The sequence below is a fragment of the Mesorhizobium sp. WSM4871 genome (assembly GCF_055811295.1).
In genome coordinates this window covers 212,115-229,272 of sequence record NZ_JBVVPU010000002.1, presented here as the reverse complement: position 1 = coordinate 229,272, position 17,158 = coordinate 212,115, and the positions used below count along the sequence as shown (strand labels likewise).

Below are 17,158 nucleotides of genomic sequence, written 5' to 3'. Positions count from 1 at the left end.
TCCAGGCTTTCCCTTGGGTCAACGGGCTTGGCGGCGGCCACCAAAACGGCCATTCTAAACCTTTCTTAAGGCGGATGTGACACTGCTTGGCTCCCCAGGGTTGGGATTCAGGCGTGAATCTGAGAAGAAAAAACGAGATCCCGGTCGACGTCTACATCCCGTTCGTGGAAACTCTGTTTCGCGACGGGTTGACGCTTTCGATCGGCATTTTCGCGCAGACCTTCCTGATTGGCCTCGTCTGGTGGAAGAACGGCGATCCGCGCTACCTGATTGTTGCGATCGCGATGATCCTTGTCGGCATTTTCCGGATGAGGAACTTCCGCAAATACAACAGCCTGCCTTCGCCGAAGACCTGGGAGGAAGCGCACAAGCGCGAAAACGACTACATCCTGTACGGCTCCTTGCATGGGCTGACGCTGGGCGCGTTTTGCTTGCTCGGCATCTATTTTGCGCGCGACAATTTCGCCGAGATCGCCTCCGTCTGCCTGACGTTGGCGACGGCGACCTCCATTGCCGGCCGCAATTATGGCTCGCCGCGCATGGTGACCATCCTGACCCTGGCCCTGACCTGGCCGATCTCGCTGGGGTTCCTGCTGCGCGGCGATATCTATCACGTTCTTCTCGGCCTTCTGTCCGCGCCATTCCTGTTTGCGATCCGCAAATTCGCCAACACGGTTCGCGACGTGCTTTTCGCGGCCGTATCGGAGGAGAAGAAGGCGAACCGCATCGCCCAGCGTTTCAACCGGGCGCTGAACACCATGTCGCACGGTCTTGTTATGCTCGGTCCCGACGGCCGGGTGGCGGTTGCCAATGCCGAAGCCGCGCATCTGATGTCGCTCAAATCGCCCGATGCGCTGCTTGGACGGTCGATCCATGGTCTCCTGATGCGCGGCGTTGCCGGCGGCATGCTGGCGCCGAAGGACTGCCGCTATATCGAAGCCCAGCTGACGCGCGCCCTGCGTGAGGGCCGCGACCGCAAGGTCCTTGTCTCGCTCGCCAACGGCCAGCACTATGAGTTTTCGGCTCGCGAAGGCAGCCAGGAACTGGGCGTCATCACCTTCGAGGATGTGACGGCCCGCGTCGAGGCGGAAGACAAGATCCGCTTCATGGCGCGTTACGACAACCTCACCGGCCTGCCCAATCGCGCCTATTTCCACGAGTTGGTCGGAGAGGCCATGGCGTCCGGCGACCATGATCGTCTGTGCGCGCTCGCCGTGCTCGATCTCGACGATTTCAAGAGCGTCAACGACACGCTTGGCCATCCGATCGGCGACGGGCTGATCTATGCCGTGGCGGAACGGCTGGGAGCGGTGGCGGGACCAGGTATCACCGTCAGCCGCTTTGGCGGCGACGAGTTCATGGTCTTCTTCGACCGCGTCGAGGACGAAAGTCATCTGAAAAGCAAGCTCGACGAGATCTTCCTCGACATGCAGGGCGAGGTCGATGTTGCCGGCCACGGGCTGCGCATCCAGGCCAGCGGCGGCGCCGTGCTGTCCCGAGTGAAGGACACCGATGTCGACGCCATGATCGTCAAGGCGGATCTCGCGCTCTACAAGGCCAAGGAGCTCGGCAAGAACAGCTGGCGGCTGTTCGAGGCGTCGATGGATGCCGCCTTCCGCAATCGCCAGCTGATGAAGGCGGACCTGCGCAGCGCGGTGGAAAGCAAGGGGTTGCGGGTGGTCTACCAGCCGATCGTGGCGATGACCACCATGCGTATTGCCAGTTGCGAGGCGCTGTGCCGTTGGGACCACCCCGATCTCGGGCCGATCTCGCCCAGCATCTTCATCCCGCTGGCGGAAGAAATGGGCATTATTTCGGAGATCAGCACCTTCGTGCTCAATGCGGCGTGCATCGAATGCGCCAAATGGCCGGTCCAGACCAGTGTCTCGGTCAATCTCTCGGCCAAGGATTTCCGCAGCCGCGACGTTATCCAGAAAGTTCGCGATGCATTGGCGAGCTCCGGTTTGGCTGCTGACCGCCTGGAGATCGAAGTCACCGAGACCGCGCTGCTCGACGACAAGTCGCTGACACGCCAATATATCGAGGAATTGAAGCGGCTTGGCGTGCGCATCGCGCTGGACGATTTCGGCACCGGCTATTCGAGCCTGAGCTACCTCCACAAGCTGCCGCTCGACAAGATCAAGATCGACCGTTCGTTCCTGATGGATGTCACCCAGAGCACCCGTTCGCTCGAGCTGCTCAAGGGCATCGTCAACCTGTCGCGGCCGCTGGGGCTTTCGGTGACCGTCGAGGGTGTCGAAACCTTCGAACAGCTCAAGATCCTGGCACTGCAAGTCAAGCCCGATCTGGTTCAGGGCTTCCTGTTCGGCTCGGCGCTCAGCGCCTCCGGCATCGAGACCATGTCGAGCACGGTCTGGCCTTTCGCCAAGGATATCAAGACGGCCAGGAAGGCGACGCGTCGCTGATTTTCCCAAAAAACCTCATATTTTAGTCTAATTTTACCGATTGTTAACCTTAATGACCGGTAAACAGCTTCCTACTTATTTTCACCTTTACATCTTTTGACCCTGTCGTAGTGTCTTATGGCGGCGGCAGTACGGGGATTGAGTTCATGAGTGCCCAGTTGACTTCGCTCGGCCATGCGTCGAGCGCGGACGGGAGTGATGCGTCCGACACCATGTCCAGCTTCGCCAGGAATGTTTCGGCGATGCTGGAGCGAACGGAATACCGTCGCTGCGACAAGGGCGAAGACCTCGAGGACATCTATCGCCTGCGCTACAAATCATATCGCTCCAACGATATGGTGCCCGACAACGAGAACCACACCATTCACGACGAGCTGGACGAAGTGCCGAATGTTTTTCGCTTCGGCGTCTACATCGACCAGGAGCTTGTCAGCACGCTGCGCATTCATCACGTCACGGTGGCAACGCCCAAGTCGCCTTCCACCAAGGCCTTCGGTGATATCGTCCTGCCGATGCTGGCCGAAGGGCAGAGCTTCATCTGCCCCAGCCGCTTCGCCTCCGACCCCGAATGGTCGCGCGTCTATCCGCAAATACCTTATCTGACGCTGCGGCTTGCCGGCATGGCATGTTTCCATTTCAACGCGCCTTATTGCCTGTCGACCATTCGCGAGGATCACGCCGGCTTCTACAAGCGGATCTACTATTCCGAGAAGATCAGCGAGGCCCGCGCCTATCCCGGCGTCTTCAACAAGGTCGTGCTCTACCGCGCCGACGTCAACGCCATCCGCGAACGTTCGCTCTCCCGGTTTCCGTTCTTCCGCTCGACGCCGATGGAGCAGCGCATGCTGTTCGACACGCCTCATCTCGGAGAATTGGCGCCGCTGACCATCCTGCCCACGGCCAAATATTTTCGCGAAGCCGCCTGAGGCCCTTCACGGTTTTTTGCGGCGCGGTCGCGGAGCCTTCCGGCTGCTACGGCGTTCTGGCTGGCGCGCCGATGGCACGATGGATGACGTCAATGCCCGTTTCGCGCCAATCGATCGAAAGGATCACACATGACAATCTCCACGCTCGCGTTGACCCCGCTGATTTCCCTGATCGCCGGCGTGCTGATCCTGATCATGCCGCGGCTGTTGAACTATATCGTCGCCCTCTATCTGATCGTCGTCGGCCTGCTCGGCCTGTTTCCGCATCTCGCCGGTTGAGACACCGGGCCTTCGCGGACATCTTTTGCCTGACGACTTCAACTTTCCCTTGAGGCTGTTGTCGCCGGCGATGCGGCAATAGCGCCATTGCCCTCGGCCCGGCTTTTCGCTATGTGCCTGAAAGATGTCTTCGAAGGGGTATTCCTATGGCTGATCACACGCCGACCGGTCCTGTCGAACTGGGCGCGAAGATGGACTATGCCGAGCACGACCGCACCTATGCCGGCTTTGTCATGCTCGCCAAATACGGGTCGCTGTTCTGCGCCGCCGTGCTTGTGGCGATGGCCTTCGGTTTCTTTGCGGGCGGCTTCTTCTCGGCGACCATCCTGTTCATTCTGATCCTCGCCGTCGGCGCCTTTATTCTCCGGTAGATTTTTCCAAAACCCTTGCCGTGACGCCGCCGGCAACCGGCCGGCATCTTTGCGCAAACAGGTTCCAGCCGAAAGGATCATGCGGTGGGACAGACGGTTTTCATCCCTCGTGAGCTCGATGCGAACGAGCCGCGTGTTGCTGCCTCGCCCGATACGGTGAAGCGGCTGGCGGGGCTGGGCTTTGAGGTGGTTGTCGAAAGCGGCGCCGGCACCGCCTCGCGCATTCCCGACGAGGAATTCGCCAGGGCGGGTGCGGCGATCGGCAAGGCCGGCGATGCCGCCAAGGCCGATGTGGTGCTGAAGGTACGCCGCCCGACGGACGCCGAGCTGAAGGGCTATAGGTCGGGTGCGGCCGTCATCGCCATCATGGATCCCTACGGCAACGATGCCGCCGTCGCGGCACTGGCCAAGGCCGGCGTCACCGCCTTCTCGATGGAATTCATGCCGCGCATCACCCGCGCGCAGTCGATGGACGTCTTGTCCTCGCAGGCCAACCTCGCCGGCTACCAGGCGGTGATCGATGCTGCCGCCGAATATGATCGGGCGTTGCCGATGATGATGACGGCGGCCGGCACGGTTCCAGCGGCGAAAGCCTTCATCATGGGCGTCGGCGTCGCCGGCCTGCAGGCGATCGCCACGGCAAGGCGGCTTGGCGCGGTCGTCACCGCCACCGATGTGCGTCCGGCGGTGAAGGAACAGGTGCAGTCGCTCGGCGCCAAGTTCCTGGCGGTCGAGGACGAGGAGTTCAAGGCGGCCGAGACCGCTGGCGGCTACGCCAAGGAAATGTCGAAGGAATATCAGGCCAAGCAGGCGGCGCTGACATCAGAGCATATCGCCAAGCAGGATATCGTCATCACCACGGCGCTGATCCCCGGCCGGCCGGCGCCGAAGCTGGTCTCGGCGGCCATGGTCGCGTCGATGAAGCCGGGTTCGGTCATCGTCGACCTCGCGGTCGAGCGCGGCGGCAATGTCGAGGGCGCCGTGCCGGGTCAGGTGGTGACCACGGCCAACGGGGTGAAAATCGTCGGCCATCTCAACGTGCCTGGCCGTGTCGCGGCCTCCGCTTCGCTGCTTTATGCCAGGAACCTGTTTGCCTTCCTCGAGACGCTGGTCGACAAGACGACGAAGCAGCTCGCCATCAACCGCGACGACGAATTGGTCAAGGCAACGATGCTGACCCACGGCGGCAAGGTCGTGCATCCGGCCTTCGCCAAGGCCGACCAGCAGCCTCATGTCGAGCCGGCCGCGATCCCCGCCACGACCATGGTCGCCGACGCTTCAGGTAAACCCGCAGCTGCAAAGAAGGCCTCGCCCAAGAAGGCGGCCGCACCCAAATCGCCCTCGTCGAAGCCGAAAGGGATCGCGTGATGGACCAGACCTTGCAGAAAGCCCTCGACCAGCTCGACCAGGCCTCCGCCTCCGTTCGTCTCGCGGTGCAAAACCTCGCCACCGGGCCCGGTGGTGCCGACGCGGCGGGTGACGCCGCACATGCGCTGTCCGGCGGCGCCATCGATCCCTTCGTCTTCCGCTTCGCCATTTTCGTGCTGGCGATCTTCGTCGGCTATTATGTGGTCTGGTCGGTGACGCCGGCGCTGCACACGCCGCTGATGGCCGTCACCAACGCCATCTCCTCGGTCATTGTCGTCGGCGCGCTGCTTGCCGTCGGCATCGCGGCCTCCGGCATTGCCGCCGGCTTCGGTTTCGTCGCCCTGATGCTGGTCTCGGTCAACATCTTCGGCGGCTTCCTCGTCACCCAGCGCATGCTGGCCATGTACAAGAAGAAGGACAAGTAAGAGCGCCATGAACGCCAACTTCGCCTCCTTCCTCTATCTGGTCTCCGGTATCCTGTTCATCCTGGCGCTGCGCGGCCTGTCGCATCCGACCACCAGCCGCCAGGGCAACATGTACGGCATGATCGGCATGGGTATTGCTCTTTGCACCACGCTGGCGCTGGCGACCCCTTCCGCAGGCCGCTTCGGCTTGATCGTGCTCGGTCTCGCCATCGGCGGCGGCGTCGGCGCTGTCACCGCGCGACGCATCGCCATGACCTCGATGCCGCAATTGGTCGCCGCCTTCCACTCGCTGGTCGGCCTTGCCGCCGTCATGGTGGCCGCGGCCGCCATCTATGCGCCGGAAAGTTTTGGCATCGGCACCGCGGGCGACATCCATGCCCAGGCGCTGATCGAGATGAGCCTCGGTGTCGCCATCGGCGCCATCACCTTCACCGGATCGGTCATTGCTTTTTTGAAGCTCGACGGTCGCATGTCGGGCAAGCCGATCATGATCGGTGGCCGCCACTTCATCAATGCCGCCCTTGGCGTCGCGCTCATCGTGCTGATCGTGCTGCTGGTCACCACGGAATCGAAGCTGATCTTCTGGCTGATCGTGGCGGCGTCGCTGCTGCTCGGCATCCTCTTGATCATCCCGATCGGCGGCGCCGACATGCCGGTGGTCGTGTCGATGCTCAATTCCTATTCGGGCTGGGCGGCGGCCGCACTTGGCTTCACGCTCGGCAATCTGGCGCTGATCATCACCGGCGCGCTGGTCGGCTCGTCGGGCGCCATCCTGTCCTACATCATGTGCAAGGGCATGAACCGCTCCTTCATCTCCGTCATCCTCGGCGGCTTCGGTGGTGAGACGGCAGCGGCGGCCGATGACGGCATCGAACGCACGGTCAAGCAGGGCTCGGCCGACGATGCCGCCTATCTGATGATGAACGCACAGAAGGTCATCATCGTGCCGGGCTACGGCATGGCGGTCGCCCAGGCGCAGCATGCGCTGCGCGAAATGGCCGACAAGCTCAAGGCCAATGGCGTCGACGTCAAATACGCCATCCACCCGGTCGCCGGCCGCATGCCCGGCCACATGAACGTGCTGCTCGCCGAAGCCAACGTGCCCTATGACGAAGTGTTCGAGCTGGAGGACATCAATTCGGAGTTCGCGCAGGCCGATGTCGCCTATGTGATCGGCGCCAACGATGTCACCAACCCGTCCGCGCGTGACGACAAGTCGTCGCCCATCTACGGCATGCCGATCCTCGACGTCGACAAGGCGCGCACCTGCCTGTTCGTCAAGCGCTCGCTCGGCTCCGGCTATGCCGGCATCGACAACACGCTGTTCTACAAGGACGGCACGATGATGCTGCTCGGCGACGCCAAGAAGATGACCGAGGAAATCGTCAAGGCCATGGATCACTGAGCCGGAATTAGATCCATCCCATCGAAGAACAAGCCCGGCCCCGCGCTGGGCTTTTTCTTGGCCTGTCGCGGGTTTTGAAGCTACAATGACAAGTTCTCGTCGATAGCATCATCGATGGAGGTGCCGGTGCCCGACCCCCGCCCTGCCGCATCGCCGGTCACCAATCCGCCGGCTTCCGCAAAGGCGCCGCGCAAGCCCAGCCAGGCGGTGGTGGTCGTGCATGGCATGGGCGAACAGCGGCCCATGGACACGCTGAGAGCGTTTGCCCAAGGTGTCTGGAGCCATGACTCCGCCCGCGTGCCGTTTTATGCCCAGGTCGCCGATCCGGACGACCCTTCCGGGGCGAAGGTCAACCGGAGTTGGATCACGCCCGACAGCCGGACCAATTCGCACGAACTTCGCCGCATCACCACGCCTTACGACGTCGAAGGTCGCCGTACCGATTTCTACGAGCTGTACTGGGCCGACATCACGCAAGGCACGACGCGGGGCCGGCTTGTGGCCTGGGTGACGGCCTTGTTGTGGCGCAAGCCCGGGGATATTCCGCGCGATGCCCGCAAGCTTTACGTGGTCACGCTTTTGGTCGTCATCATTGTCCTCGCGGCCGCGCTGACGCTCGCGGTGTCGGCCTGGCAAAAGTATATTTCCTGGACTGCCGGCGTGCTGGTCACCATTGCGGCCTCATTGATCATCTGGGCGGTGGATCGCTTTGGCCTGCCCTATTTCGGCGATGTCGCGGCCTATGTGCGTGCCGAAGCGGCAACGGTCGAGAAGCGGGCGCTTGTCCGCGATCGTGGCCTGACGCTGCTGAAGCGCCTGATGATGGACGATGCCTACGACCGCATCGTGCTGGTCTCGCACAGCTTGGGATCGATCATCGCCTATGATCTGCTGCAGATATTGTGGGCCGACTTCAGGCCGCGAAAGCTGGAAGCTGCCCGCGACAAGGCGAGGCTGAAGGCGATCCACGCGATCGACAAGGCCACGCTCAAGTCGGACGGTTCCGCATGGCCCGACCGGCTGGATGCCTTGCCGGCATTCCGGCGCGACCAGTGGCAACTCTATCGGCAGCTTCGCGCCAAGAGTGCCGACCATCCGCTGCCGTGGAAGATCAGCGATTTCGTCACCCTTGGCAGTCCGCTGACGCACAGCGAATTTCTGGTGACCCACAATCTCGCCGAATTCAGGCGCGGCATTGCCGAGCGGCTGTTTTCGGCGTGTCCGCCTGTCGGCGAAGGCGCGGCGGGTACCGTGCTCTATGAGGAAGGGCACAGCCGTTCGGGCAAGCGGCAGCGCGCGGTGCATCATGGCGCTGTATTTGCCGCGACGCGCTGGACCAACATCTTCGACAGGGGCAATGGCTGGCTGACAGGCGACCCGATCTCCGGACCGATGACGGAGAATTTCGGCCCGGGCGTGGAGAATATCCAGGTCGAGCTGCGCGGCTCGCTCGGCCGCGTCTTCACGCACACGCTCTACTGGTCGATGGCGGCGGCCGGGGTTGAGGTCGGTGCATCAGCCGGCACTCAGCCGCGCTCGCATCTCGCCGTGTTGCGCGACGCCGTCGATCTCGGGCGCAAGCTGGAGCCCAGCCAAGCGGCGCCGATGATTGCTGCTGCAAAATAGAGCCGTCCGTTTGGATAATCGGTGCGCGTAATTCACGGCCGCCACGCCAACTGCGTCGATGCCGGGTGCGTTGCCCGGCATCGAGCCTGTCAATCCGATCAGCGGTTGGTCAGGAAGACAGCTTCCTCGTCGTCGCGCTGCCTGCCGCCAAGGGCTGCCGCGGCGCTAGCGATGAAAGCCCCGACGACCAGCGACAACGCGCCCAGCAGAGCGAAGCTGGCGCTCGCCTTCCTGGCGGTATCGGCGGCCTGCTGGGCCTTGACCTTCGCGTCCTGCGCTCGGGCGATCACCGCATCGACGCGAGCCTTGGCGTCGGGTTCCGACAGGCCGGTTCGGGCAGCGACGAGTTGTGAGAGGTAGGTCTTGTCGTCGGCCGACACTTCGCCCGCTGCCGCGCTCGCGATCAGGATGCGCGAAGCTTGCGCGGTTGCCGCCGCGTCGCTTTCCGGGCCGGCGGCAGCGAGCCTGCCAGCATCGGCGGGACGAAACAGCGTGTCGACGAAATAGGACGTCGCATCGTCGACCGAGGCGCCGCCGGCGTTCGCGGAGACGCCAGCGGAAGCACCCATGGCGGCGCCCGACGCAACGGTCGAGGCTGCCTGGACCCCGGTTCCGAGCGCTGCGGAAAGCGCCGAGCCGAGCACGCCGGCAACGAGCAGCGTGGCCAACGCCCAGGCGAGGAAGCCATGAGCGGTATCGCGGAAAAAGACCTCATCGGTGTGGATGCCGACCCATTTGGTGCGCAAGCGGCCGGCAAGATAGCCGCCGACGCCCGATGACAACCACTGCACCACGATCAGCCAGATCGCGGTGGAAACCGCGAAGGTGGTGACTGAAGCGCCCGAGCCTGACCACGGCGAAACCATGCTCAGCCCGAGTCCGGAACCAAGCAGCATCAGGATGAACGTCAGCGTCGAGGCTGCGAAAGCGCCGGCGATGATTGGACCCCAACTGACGGCGGGAGAAGAGGACTCCGTCGGTCCGGAAACGTCGACAGCCGATAGGGTGGCCTGCATCGACGCCTCCTATCGCACGAAAAGCATGATGAGAATGATGATTGGAATCGGAATTCCAAGCAACCAGAGCAAAATACCGCGTCCCATGAAATCCTCCTGTGAGACATTGTGATCGATAGTGTCACAATGTCCCGGAAGGCCTTCTGTTCCGGTCGTTCTCAACTGATTTTCTTGTGGTTCGAACGAGTTGGCACGCCGCAGCGTGCCAATGTCTCAAACAAGGGCAGGTTCAGATATCCAGATTGGCCACCGACAGCGCGTTGTCTTGGATGAATTCGCGCCTGGGTTCGACTTCATCGCCCATCAGCCGCGAGAACAGACTGTCCGCATCCGTTGCGTCATTGACCTTGACCTGCAGCAGCGAGCGCACATTCGGGTCGAGCGTGGTTTCCCAGAGCTGCTCGGCATTCATTTCGCCGAGGCCCTTGTAGCGTTGCATGGTCAGGCCCTTGCGGCCGGTGGCAAAGACGGCATTGAGCAGCGCCAGCGGCCCCGAGATGGTTTCCGTCACATCCTTGCGGCGCAACACCGGCGGCGTCCCGTACACCTCGCTCAGCCGCGGTGCATAGCGGTCGAGCTGGCGGGCGTCGGCCGAGTTGATCAGCCCGAGATCGAGCTGCGCGAACTCCTTGACGCTGCGCACCGTGCGCTCGAACACATAGCCGCCGACGCCTTCGTTCGAAGTCGACATGCGGCCGATCCAGCCGCGCTCGGTGTCCTCGGCGATGATGTCGAGGCGCTTGGCGACACGGTCGGCCATGGCGTTGGCGCGGCCGAGGTCGGCAAGCACATCCGGGTTGAGCGCGCCGGCAATCGCCGCCTGCTCGACCACGCCCCTGTTATAGCGCGTGTGCAACCCGTTGATCAGCTGCCGCACTGCCAGCGCGTCGTCGATGGCGGCGCGCAGATCCTGCCCGGTCCGCACCTCGCCGGAGCCAAGCGACAGCGAGGCTTCTTCCAGCCCTGAACTGATCAGGAACTCCTCGAAGGCGCCCTCGTCCTTGATGTATTGCGAGCTCTTGCCACGCGTCACTTTGTAGAGCGGCGGCTGGGCGATGTAGAGGTGGCCGCGCTCGATCAGTTCCGGCATCTGCCGGAAGAAGAAGGTGAGCAGCAGGGTGCGGATGTGGGCGCCGTCGACGTCGGCGTCGGTCATCAGGATGATCTTGTGGTAGCGCAATTTGTCGGCGTTGAATTCGTCCTTGCCGATCGAGGTGCCGAGCGCGGTGATCAGCGTGCCGATCATGTCGGAGCCGAGCATGCGGTCGAAACGCGCGCGTTCGACATTGAGGATTTTGCCGCGCAGCGGGAGGATGGCCTGGTTCTGCCGCGAACGGCCGCCCTTGGCCGAGCCGCCGGCGCTATCGCCCTCGACGATGAAGATTTCGGACTTCGCCGGGTCGCGTTCCTGGCAGTCGGCCAGCTTGCCGGGCAGCGAGGTGACACCGAGCGAGCTCTTGCGGGTGATGTCGCGCGCCTTGCGCGCGGCCTCGCGCGCTGCCGCCGCCTGGATAACCTTCTCGATCACCACCTTGCCCTCGGTCGGGTGTTCTTCGAGCCAGGTGCCGAGCGCCTCGTTGACCAGCCCTTCCACCACCGGGCGAACCTCGGACGAGACCAGCTTGTCCTTGGTCTGCGAGGAGAATTTCGGATCGGGAACCTTGACCGAGAGCACTGCCGTCAGGCCCTCGCGGCAGTCGTCGCCGATCAGCGATACCTTTTCCTTCTTGGTCAGGCCCGAGGACTCGCCATAGCCGGTGATCTGGCGGGTCAGCGCGCCGCGAAAGCCGGCCAGATGCGTGCCGCCATCGCGCTGCGGGATGTTGTTGGTGAAGGCCAGCACATTCTCGTGGTAGCTGTCGTTCCACCACATCGCCACCTCGACGGTGATGCCGTCGCGCTCGGCCTTGATGGCGACCGGCTTTTCGATCAGCGGCTTCTTGACCCGGTCGAGATATTTGACGAACTCCTCCAGCCCGCCATCGTAGTGCAGCTCGTGGCGCACGATGTCGGCATGGCGCGCATCGGTCAGCACGATGCGCACGCCCGAATTCAGGAAGGCGAGTTCGCGCAGCCGGTGCTCCAGCGTGGCGAGGTCGAACTCGACCATGGTGAAGGTTTCGGCCGACGGAAAGAAGGTGATCTCGCTGCCGCTGCGCCCGTCATAGGTGCCTGGACGCTTGTCCTGTTCGTAGCTGCCGGTGACTTTCAGCGGCGCGTCGGCATTGCCATGCGTAAAGCTCATCTCGAAAATCTGGCCGTTGCGGCGGATCTTCAGCCGCAGCCAGGCCGACAGCGCGTTGACCACCGAGACGCCGACGCCATGCAAGCCCCCGGACACCTTGTAGGAATTCTGGTCGAATTTGCCGCCGGCATGCAGCTGCGTCATGATCACTTCGGCCGCCGAAATGCCTTCGCCGGTGTGGATATCGGTCGGAATGCCGCGGCCATTGTCGATAACCGTCACCGAACCGTCGGGGTTCAGCGTCACCGTGACGAGGTCGGCATGGCCGGCCAGCGCCTCGTCGATGGCGTTGTCGACCACCTCATAGACCATGTGATGCAGGCCCGAACCGTCGTCGGTATCGCCGATATACATGCCCGGCCGCTTGCGGACGGCGTCCAACCCCTTCAAAACCTTGATGGAATCGGCGCCGTATTCGGCCTCAGCGCCGTTGGCGTTGTCGATCTGATCGCTCATGAAAACCTGTCTGACTGATGCCGCTTGTCCAGCGCGAGAATATGGCTGCGAATCGCGCCGCTTTAATGTCCTAGATATAGGCGCAAAAGGCGGTTTTTCCAAGGTTTGCAGGCATTTCCGGCGGGGGGCGGCGGTCGAGCACGATCAGCGCGAGCGAGCCGGCGCGCCCGGTGAAATTGGCGTCCACATTCCGTCACATGGACGCCCGCCTTGCCAGTCACTACATTGAGGTTGCCAGCGGAGTGCGCCATGGACAGTCAGCCCGCCCCCTTCGTCCCGCCGGCGCCGAAGCCGCGCACCACGCCGCCTTCGACGCTGGAGATGATGCGCATCGTCTACCGCAACCCGCTCGAATTGTGGGGCGAGCACACCTACAACGAGCCCTGGATATCGGTGACCGGCGTTGGCGGGCCGTTGGTCGTCGCCAACGATCCCGGCCTCATCCGCCACGTGCTGGTCGACAACGCGAAGAACTACAAGATGGCGACGGTGCGCCAGCTGATCCTTCGCCCGATCCTGCGCGACGGCCTGCTGACCGCCGAGGGCGAGGTGTGGAAGCGTTCGCGCAAGGCGATGGCGCCGGTATTCACGCCGCGCCATATCTTCGGTTTTGCCGGGCCGATGCTGAAACGCACGCTGGAGTTCGTCACCCGCTACGAGGAAGGCGGCACGTCGGATATCGCCCATGACATGACGCTGCTCACTTACGATATTTTGGCCGAGACGCTGTTTTCCGGCGAGATAGCGGGCGAACCGGGCAGTTTCGCCAAGGAGATAGACCGCCTGTTCGAGACGATGGGTCGGGTCGATCCGCTCGACCTGTTGCGGGCGCCCGAATGGCTGCCGCGCCTGACCCGCATCCGTGGCCGCAAGACCATGGCTTATTTCCGCAAGATCGTCGCCGACACCGTCAAGCTGCGCGAAGAGCGGCTGAAACGCGATCCGGACACCGCACCGCAGGATTTCCTCACGCTTCTGCTGCGCGCCGAAGGCCCTGACGGGCTGACGCGCGCCGAGGTCGAGGACAACATCATCACGTTCATCGGCGCCGGCCACGAGACCACGGCGCGTGCGCTCGGCTGGACGCTCTACTGCCTGGCCGAAGCTCCTTGGGAGCGGGAAAAAATCGAACGCGAGATCGATGCAGTGCTGGCGCGCGAACCCGATCCGACGAAATGGCTCGACGCCATGCCGCTCACCCGCGCCGCCTTCGACGAGGCGCTGCGGCTCTATCCGCCGGCGCCGTCGATCAACCGCGAGCCGATCGAGCCCGAGACCTGGAACGGCCTCCATATCCCTCGGCGTGCCGCCGTGCTGGTGATGCCATGGGTCGTCCACCGCCATCGCAAGCTGTGGGACAGGCCCGACGCCTTCATGCCGGAACGCTTCCATCCGGGAAATCGCGAAAGGATCGACCGCTTCCAGTACCTGCCGTTCGGCGCCGGGCCGCGCGTGTGCATCGGCGCCAGCTTTGCCATGCAGGAGGCGATCATCGCGCTGGCCATCATGCTGTCGCGTTTCCGTTTCGACAGCACCGCCGAGACCAGGCCGTGGCCGGTGCAGAAACTGACGACGCAGCCGCAGGGTGGCCTGCCGATGCAGGTGACGCTGCGTGTTTCATAGGCCGGGGACTGAGCCCGAATTAAGCCGCGGACTTGCGCTGGAACTGGCCGGCGGCACGGAAGCGCCAGAGATAGCTCGGCAGGATGGTTCCGATCGACTGTGGCTGGATGCCGAGGCCGGCAAGTGTCCGGCTTTCCTTGACGGCCTCGTCGGAGACGATGTTGTGCTCGCGCAGTTGCAGGACCTGATCCTTGGTCAGCAGCGGGTTGGGCAGAAGGCCGAGGACCGATGCCTTCATGTTCGCCAGCCACCACGGCACCGGCACCAGAAGCCGCCTGCGCTCGATCACGGCAAGCATTTCCTCCATGCACTCCTTGAAGGTCAGCACTTGCGGCCCGCCGAGCTCGTAGATTTGGCCACCCTTGACCTTGCCCTCGACCGAGCGCGCCACCGCCTCGGCGACGTCGCCGACATAGACCGGCTGGAATTTGGTCTGGCCGCCGCCGATCAGCGGCAGCACCGGCGAAAGCTGCGCCATGTTGGCGAAGCGGTTGAAGAAAGCGTCCTCAGGCCCGAAATTGATCGACGGCCTGAAGATGACGGCATCCGCGATCGTCTCCAGCACCGCCTTTTCGCCGAGCGCCTTGGTGCGCGCATAGTCCGATTGCGAATTCAGATCGGCGCCCAGCGCCGAGATGTGGGTGAGGCCGGCGCCGACGGCGCGTGCCGCTTCGGCGACGGCGCGGGAGCCGAACTCGTGCACGGAGGTGAATTTCTGCCGGCCGCCCTCATGCAGGATGGCGACCAGGTTGATGACGTGGTCGGCGCCTTGCACGGCGCGGTCGACCGACCAGCGCACCCGCACATTGGCCTGCACCGGCTGGATCTGGCCGACATTGCCGAGCGGCTGCAGATGACCGGCGAGATCGGGCCGGCGGACGGGAACCCTGATGCGGTAACCGCGCTTGGCCAGCGCCCGCACGACATGGCGGCCGACAAAGCCTGAGCCGCCGAACACGACGACGAGCTTTGGGGTCTGCAGGATTTCGGTCATGGCTGGCTCCGGCGCGCTTTTCCAGATTGGCTAGGCTGAGCCGTTTCATAGTCCGTTTCGCGCCAAAGGCAAAGGGCGACGTGTCGTCGCCCATGCCCCTGGTTTAGCCGTGTCAGAACGCCTTGCCGATGCGCGCGTCGACGGAGTGGCGGTTGCCGCCACGGATGACGAAGAACAGCAGGATCGCCGCCCACAGCAGCGACTTTTCGGCGCCCGAAAATCCCTGGCCCATGGTGACCCAATGGAACCAGACGGTGACCAGGAGCACGAACAGCCCGGCGAAGGCGGCTGGGCGAGTCAGAAAGCCGATGGCGATGAAAATGCCGCCGAAGAATTCGGTGCAGGCCAGAAGCAGCGACCAGAAGGCGCCGGGATAAAAACCGAGGCCCTCGACCATCTCGGCCGCGCCGAACGGGTCGGTGATCTTCTGCGAGCCGTGGATGGTGAGAAAGATGCCGGCCACGACACGCAGCAGCGTTTCGCCGGCATCATGCAAGGCCGAATACAGGCCGCCAAGGGCTGGAATGACGAGGCTCTTGCTGGAATTGTCGCTGGTTGCGGACATTGGGACTCCTCTTTTTGTGGTCCTCGCAAACGCCCGACGGGTCCGGCGATGTCAAATGAACAAAAGTTGACTGAAGACAGCATGTTTTCCGTTTTGGATGCTGAAATGCAGAAAACCCCGCCGAAGCGGGGTTTTCCGGGCAACATTCACGCGGCGTCAGGGTCCAACGAGGCGGCCTGACCTGAGACGGTATCATGGCGGCGTCAGACGCCCGCCCCAGCCCTGGCGACCGGATGTCACCGTCCGGGCAAACCCCACCCCGGACAGGCATTGGTCGCGGCAACGAGCGAAAAGGTTCAGCCACGCGAAAATCTGCCGCCGCGCTGTAGGCGGCGAGACATCTTCTGGAAAGAAAAAGATCTCTTCATGAAGAATAGCGGGCGGCGAATTCCGAGATGCGCTGCACCACGGCCTTGGGCGCGGTGATGCCACGCGCCGCCGCCTTCTCCGCCGCTTCGGCCCGGGCGCGGCCGGGCACATGCACGCCGTAGCGCCGCCGCAAGCGATCAAGCTGGTTCTTCATGCGTTTCTCGAAATCCGGATCGAGCAGTTTCGGTTCGACAGCCAACACGAAGAGGCCGGTTCCGGGACTGTCCGGTCCGCCGCTGAACCACGGCGCGTCGAGCGACCAGTTGGCACCCGACAGGCCGGCCGCCAACACTTCGACCATCAGCGCGATGTTGGCGCCGCGCTGGCCGCCAAAGGCAAGCATGGCGCCTTTCATGGCCGCCGCCGGGTCGGTGGTGGGATTGCCGCTCGCATCCAGCGCCCAGCCTTCCGGGATTTTCTTGCCGTCCTCGGCCGCCTTGCGGATGTTGACGAAAGCGGTGGCGCTCGACGACTGGTCGATGACCAGTGGCGCGCCATCGGCGGCGGGCGCGGCAAAGGACATCGGGTTGGTGCAATAGACCGGCTTGACCGAGCCGGAGCCGGCAAGCACGGCCGGCCCGTTGGTCGCGGCGAACGACACCAGTCCTTGTCCCGCCAGGCGCCCGGTGAAATAGCCGAGCGCGCCGCATGTATAGGCGTTCTTCTGCGAAAAGATGGCGACGCCGAACAGGCGCGCCGCCTTGGCGAGATCGTCGATCGTCCTGTCGAAGCCGGTATGGGCGAGACCGCCGCGCGCATCGGAGAGAAAGACCGCGAGCGCCGGCCTGGTGATAACCGGCTCGGCCTTGCCGTCGATGCGGCCGGCCTCGAGTGCTTCCAGATAATCGATGAAATGCGTCAGCCCGACCGTGGCGAGCCCTTCCGCCTCGGCCGCAACGATGGAGGCGGCAAGCGAGTGCGCCGCTTCCTCATTGGCGCCGGCGCCGAGCGCCGCCATCCGGCACAGTCCTGTTGCCTGGTCGAGACTGAGTTGCATCGGCGTTGCCTCTAGTGAGTGGTGAGTAGGGATTTAGCGAGTAGTGAGAGCGACTGCCTGCGCACTA

Annotated in this window: 14 protein-coding genes; 9 read left to right on the top strand and 5 right to left on the bottom strand. The window is 63.6% G+C overall.

What is annotated here, in order from left to right; all coding sequences use genetic code 11:
* Nucleotides 1-113: 113 nt before the first annotated feature.
* From AC0L2H_RS04495 to AC0L2H_RS04460, 8 genes are all read left to right on the top strand, one after another.
* Entirely contained in the window at nucleotides 114-2,426 is a 2,313-nt protein-coding gene (locus AC0L2H_RS04495) for a putative bifunctional diguanylate cyclase/phosphodiesterase (RefSeq protein ID WP_473589076.1), read from the top strand.
* A 146-nt stretch (nucleotides 2,427-2,572) separates the two neighbouring features.
* A complete protein-coding gene (locus AC0L2H_RS04490; protein ID WP_473589075.1) occupies nucleotides 2,573-3,352 on the top strand; it encodes an N-acyl amino acid synthase FeeM domain-containing protein in 780 nt (259 codons plus the stop codon).
* A 129-nt stretch (nucleotides 3,353-3,481) separates the two neighbouring features.
* Nucleotides 3,482-3,631 carry a DUF3096 domain-containing protein gene (locus AC0L2H_RS04485; RefSeq protein ID WP_097574483.1) on the top strand — a complete coding sequence of 50 codons (150 nt, stop codon included), beginning with the start codon at nucleotides 3,482-3,484 and terminating at the stop codon, nucleotides 3,629-3,631.
* 146 nt (nucleotides 3,632-3,777) lie between these two features.
* Entirely contained in the window at nucleotides 3,778-4,002 is a 225-nt protein-coding gene (locus tag AC0L2H_RS04480) for an aa3-type cytochrome c oxidase subunit IV (RefSeq protein WP_097574484.1), read from the top strand.
* An 84-nt stretch (nucleotides 4,003-4,086) separates the two neighbouring features.
* Nucleotides 4,087-5,370, top strand: a complete 1,284-nt coding sequence (locus AC0L2H_RS04475; protein WP_473589074.1) for a Re/Si-specific NAD(P)(+) transhydrogenase subunit alpha — start codon at nucleotides 4,087-4,089, stop codon at nucleotides 5,368-5,370.
* On the top strand, nucleotides 5,370-5,795 hold the full coding sequence (locus AC0L2H_RS04470) for a proton-translocating transhydrogenase family protein (protein WP_473589073.1): 426 nt from the start codon (nucleotides 5,370-5,372) through the stop codon (nucleotides 5,793-5,795). Before AC0L2H_RS04475 ends, AC0L2H_RS04470 begins: the two co-directional genes overlap by 1 nt.
* 7 nt (nucleotides 5,796-5,802) lie before the next feature.
* Nucleotides 5,803-7,200, top strand: a complete 1,398-nt coding sequence (locus AC0L2H_RS04465; protein ID WP_473589072.1) for an NAD(P)(+) transhydrogenase (Re/Si-specific) subunit beta — start codon at nucleotides 5,803-5,805, stop codon at nucleotides 7,198-7,200.
* Nucleotides 7,201-7,326: 126 nt separating this feature from the next.
* A complete protein-coding gene (locus AC0L2H_RS04460; RefSeq protein WP_473589071.1) occupies nucleotides 7,327-8,826 on the top strand; it encodes a hypothetical protein in 1,500 nt (499 codons plus the stop codon).
* Nucleotides 8,827-8,924: 98 nt separating this feature from the next.
* Here AC0L2H_RS04460 and AC0L2H_RS04455 read toward each other — a convergent pair whose 3' ends face one another.
* Both AC0L2H_RS04455 and gyrB read right to left on the bottom strand, forming a co-directional pair.
* Nucleotides 8,925-9,842 carry a hypothetical protein gene (locus AC0L2H_RS04455; RefSeq protein ID WP_473589070.1) on the bottom strand — a complete coding sequence of 306 codons (918 nt, stop codon included), beginning with the start codon at nucleotides 9,840-9,842 and terminating at the stop codon, nucleotides 8,925-8,927.
* 229 nt (nucleotides 9,843-10,071) lie between these two features.
* The gene (gyrB, locus tag AC0L2H_RS04450; protein WP_473589069.1) at nucleotides 10,072-12,543 is read right to left on the bottom strand and encodes a DNA topoisomerase (ATP-hydrolyzing) subunit B; all 2,472 of its coding nucleotides are present in this window, start codon (nucleotides 12,541-12,543) and stop codon (nucleotides 10,072-10,074) included.
* 249 nt (nucleotides 12,544-12,792) lie between these two features.
* Between gyrB and AC0L2H_RS04445 the strand changes: the two genes are divergently transcribed.
* A complete protein-coding gene (locus tag AC0L2H_RS04445) occupies nucleotides 12,793-14,166 on the top strand; it encodes a cytochrome P450 (RefSeq protein ID WP_473589068.1) in 1,374 nt (457 codons plus the stop codon).
* 19 nt (nucleotides 14,167-14,185) lie between these two features.
* On the opposite strand, the gene AC0L2H_RS04440 is transcribed toward AC0L2H_RS04445, so the two are convergent.
* The 3 genes from AC0L2H_RS04440 to AC0L2H_RS04430 form a co-directional block, all read right to left on the bottom strand.
* A complete protein-coding gene (locus AC0L2H_RS04440) occupies nucleotides 14,186-15,160 on the bottom strand; it encodes a complex I NDUFA9 subunit family protein (RefSeq protein WP_473589067.1) in 975 nt (324 codons plus the stop codon).
* Between the two features lie 112 nt (nucleotides 15,161-15,272).
* Complete coding sequence (locus tag AC0L2H_RS04435; RefSeq protein ID WP_473589066.1) at nucleotides 15,273-15,725, bottom strand: DoxX family protein; 453 nt, start codon at nucleotides 15,723-15,725, stop codon at nucleotides 15,273-15,275.
* Nucleotides 15,726-16,089: 364 nt separating this feature from the next.
* Complete coding sequence (locus tag AC0L2H_RS04430) at nucleotides 16,090-17,091, bottom strand: Ldh family oxidoreductase (RefSeq protein WP_473589065.1); 1,002 nt, start codon at nucleotides 17,089-17,091, stop codon at nucleotides 16,090-16,092.
* Nucleotides 17,092-17,158 lie beyond the last annotated feature (67 nt).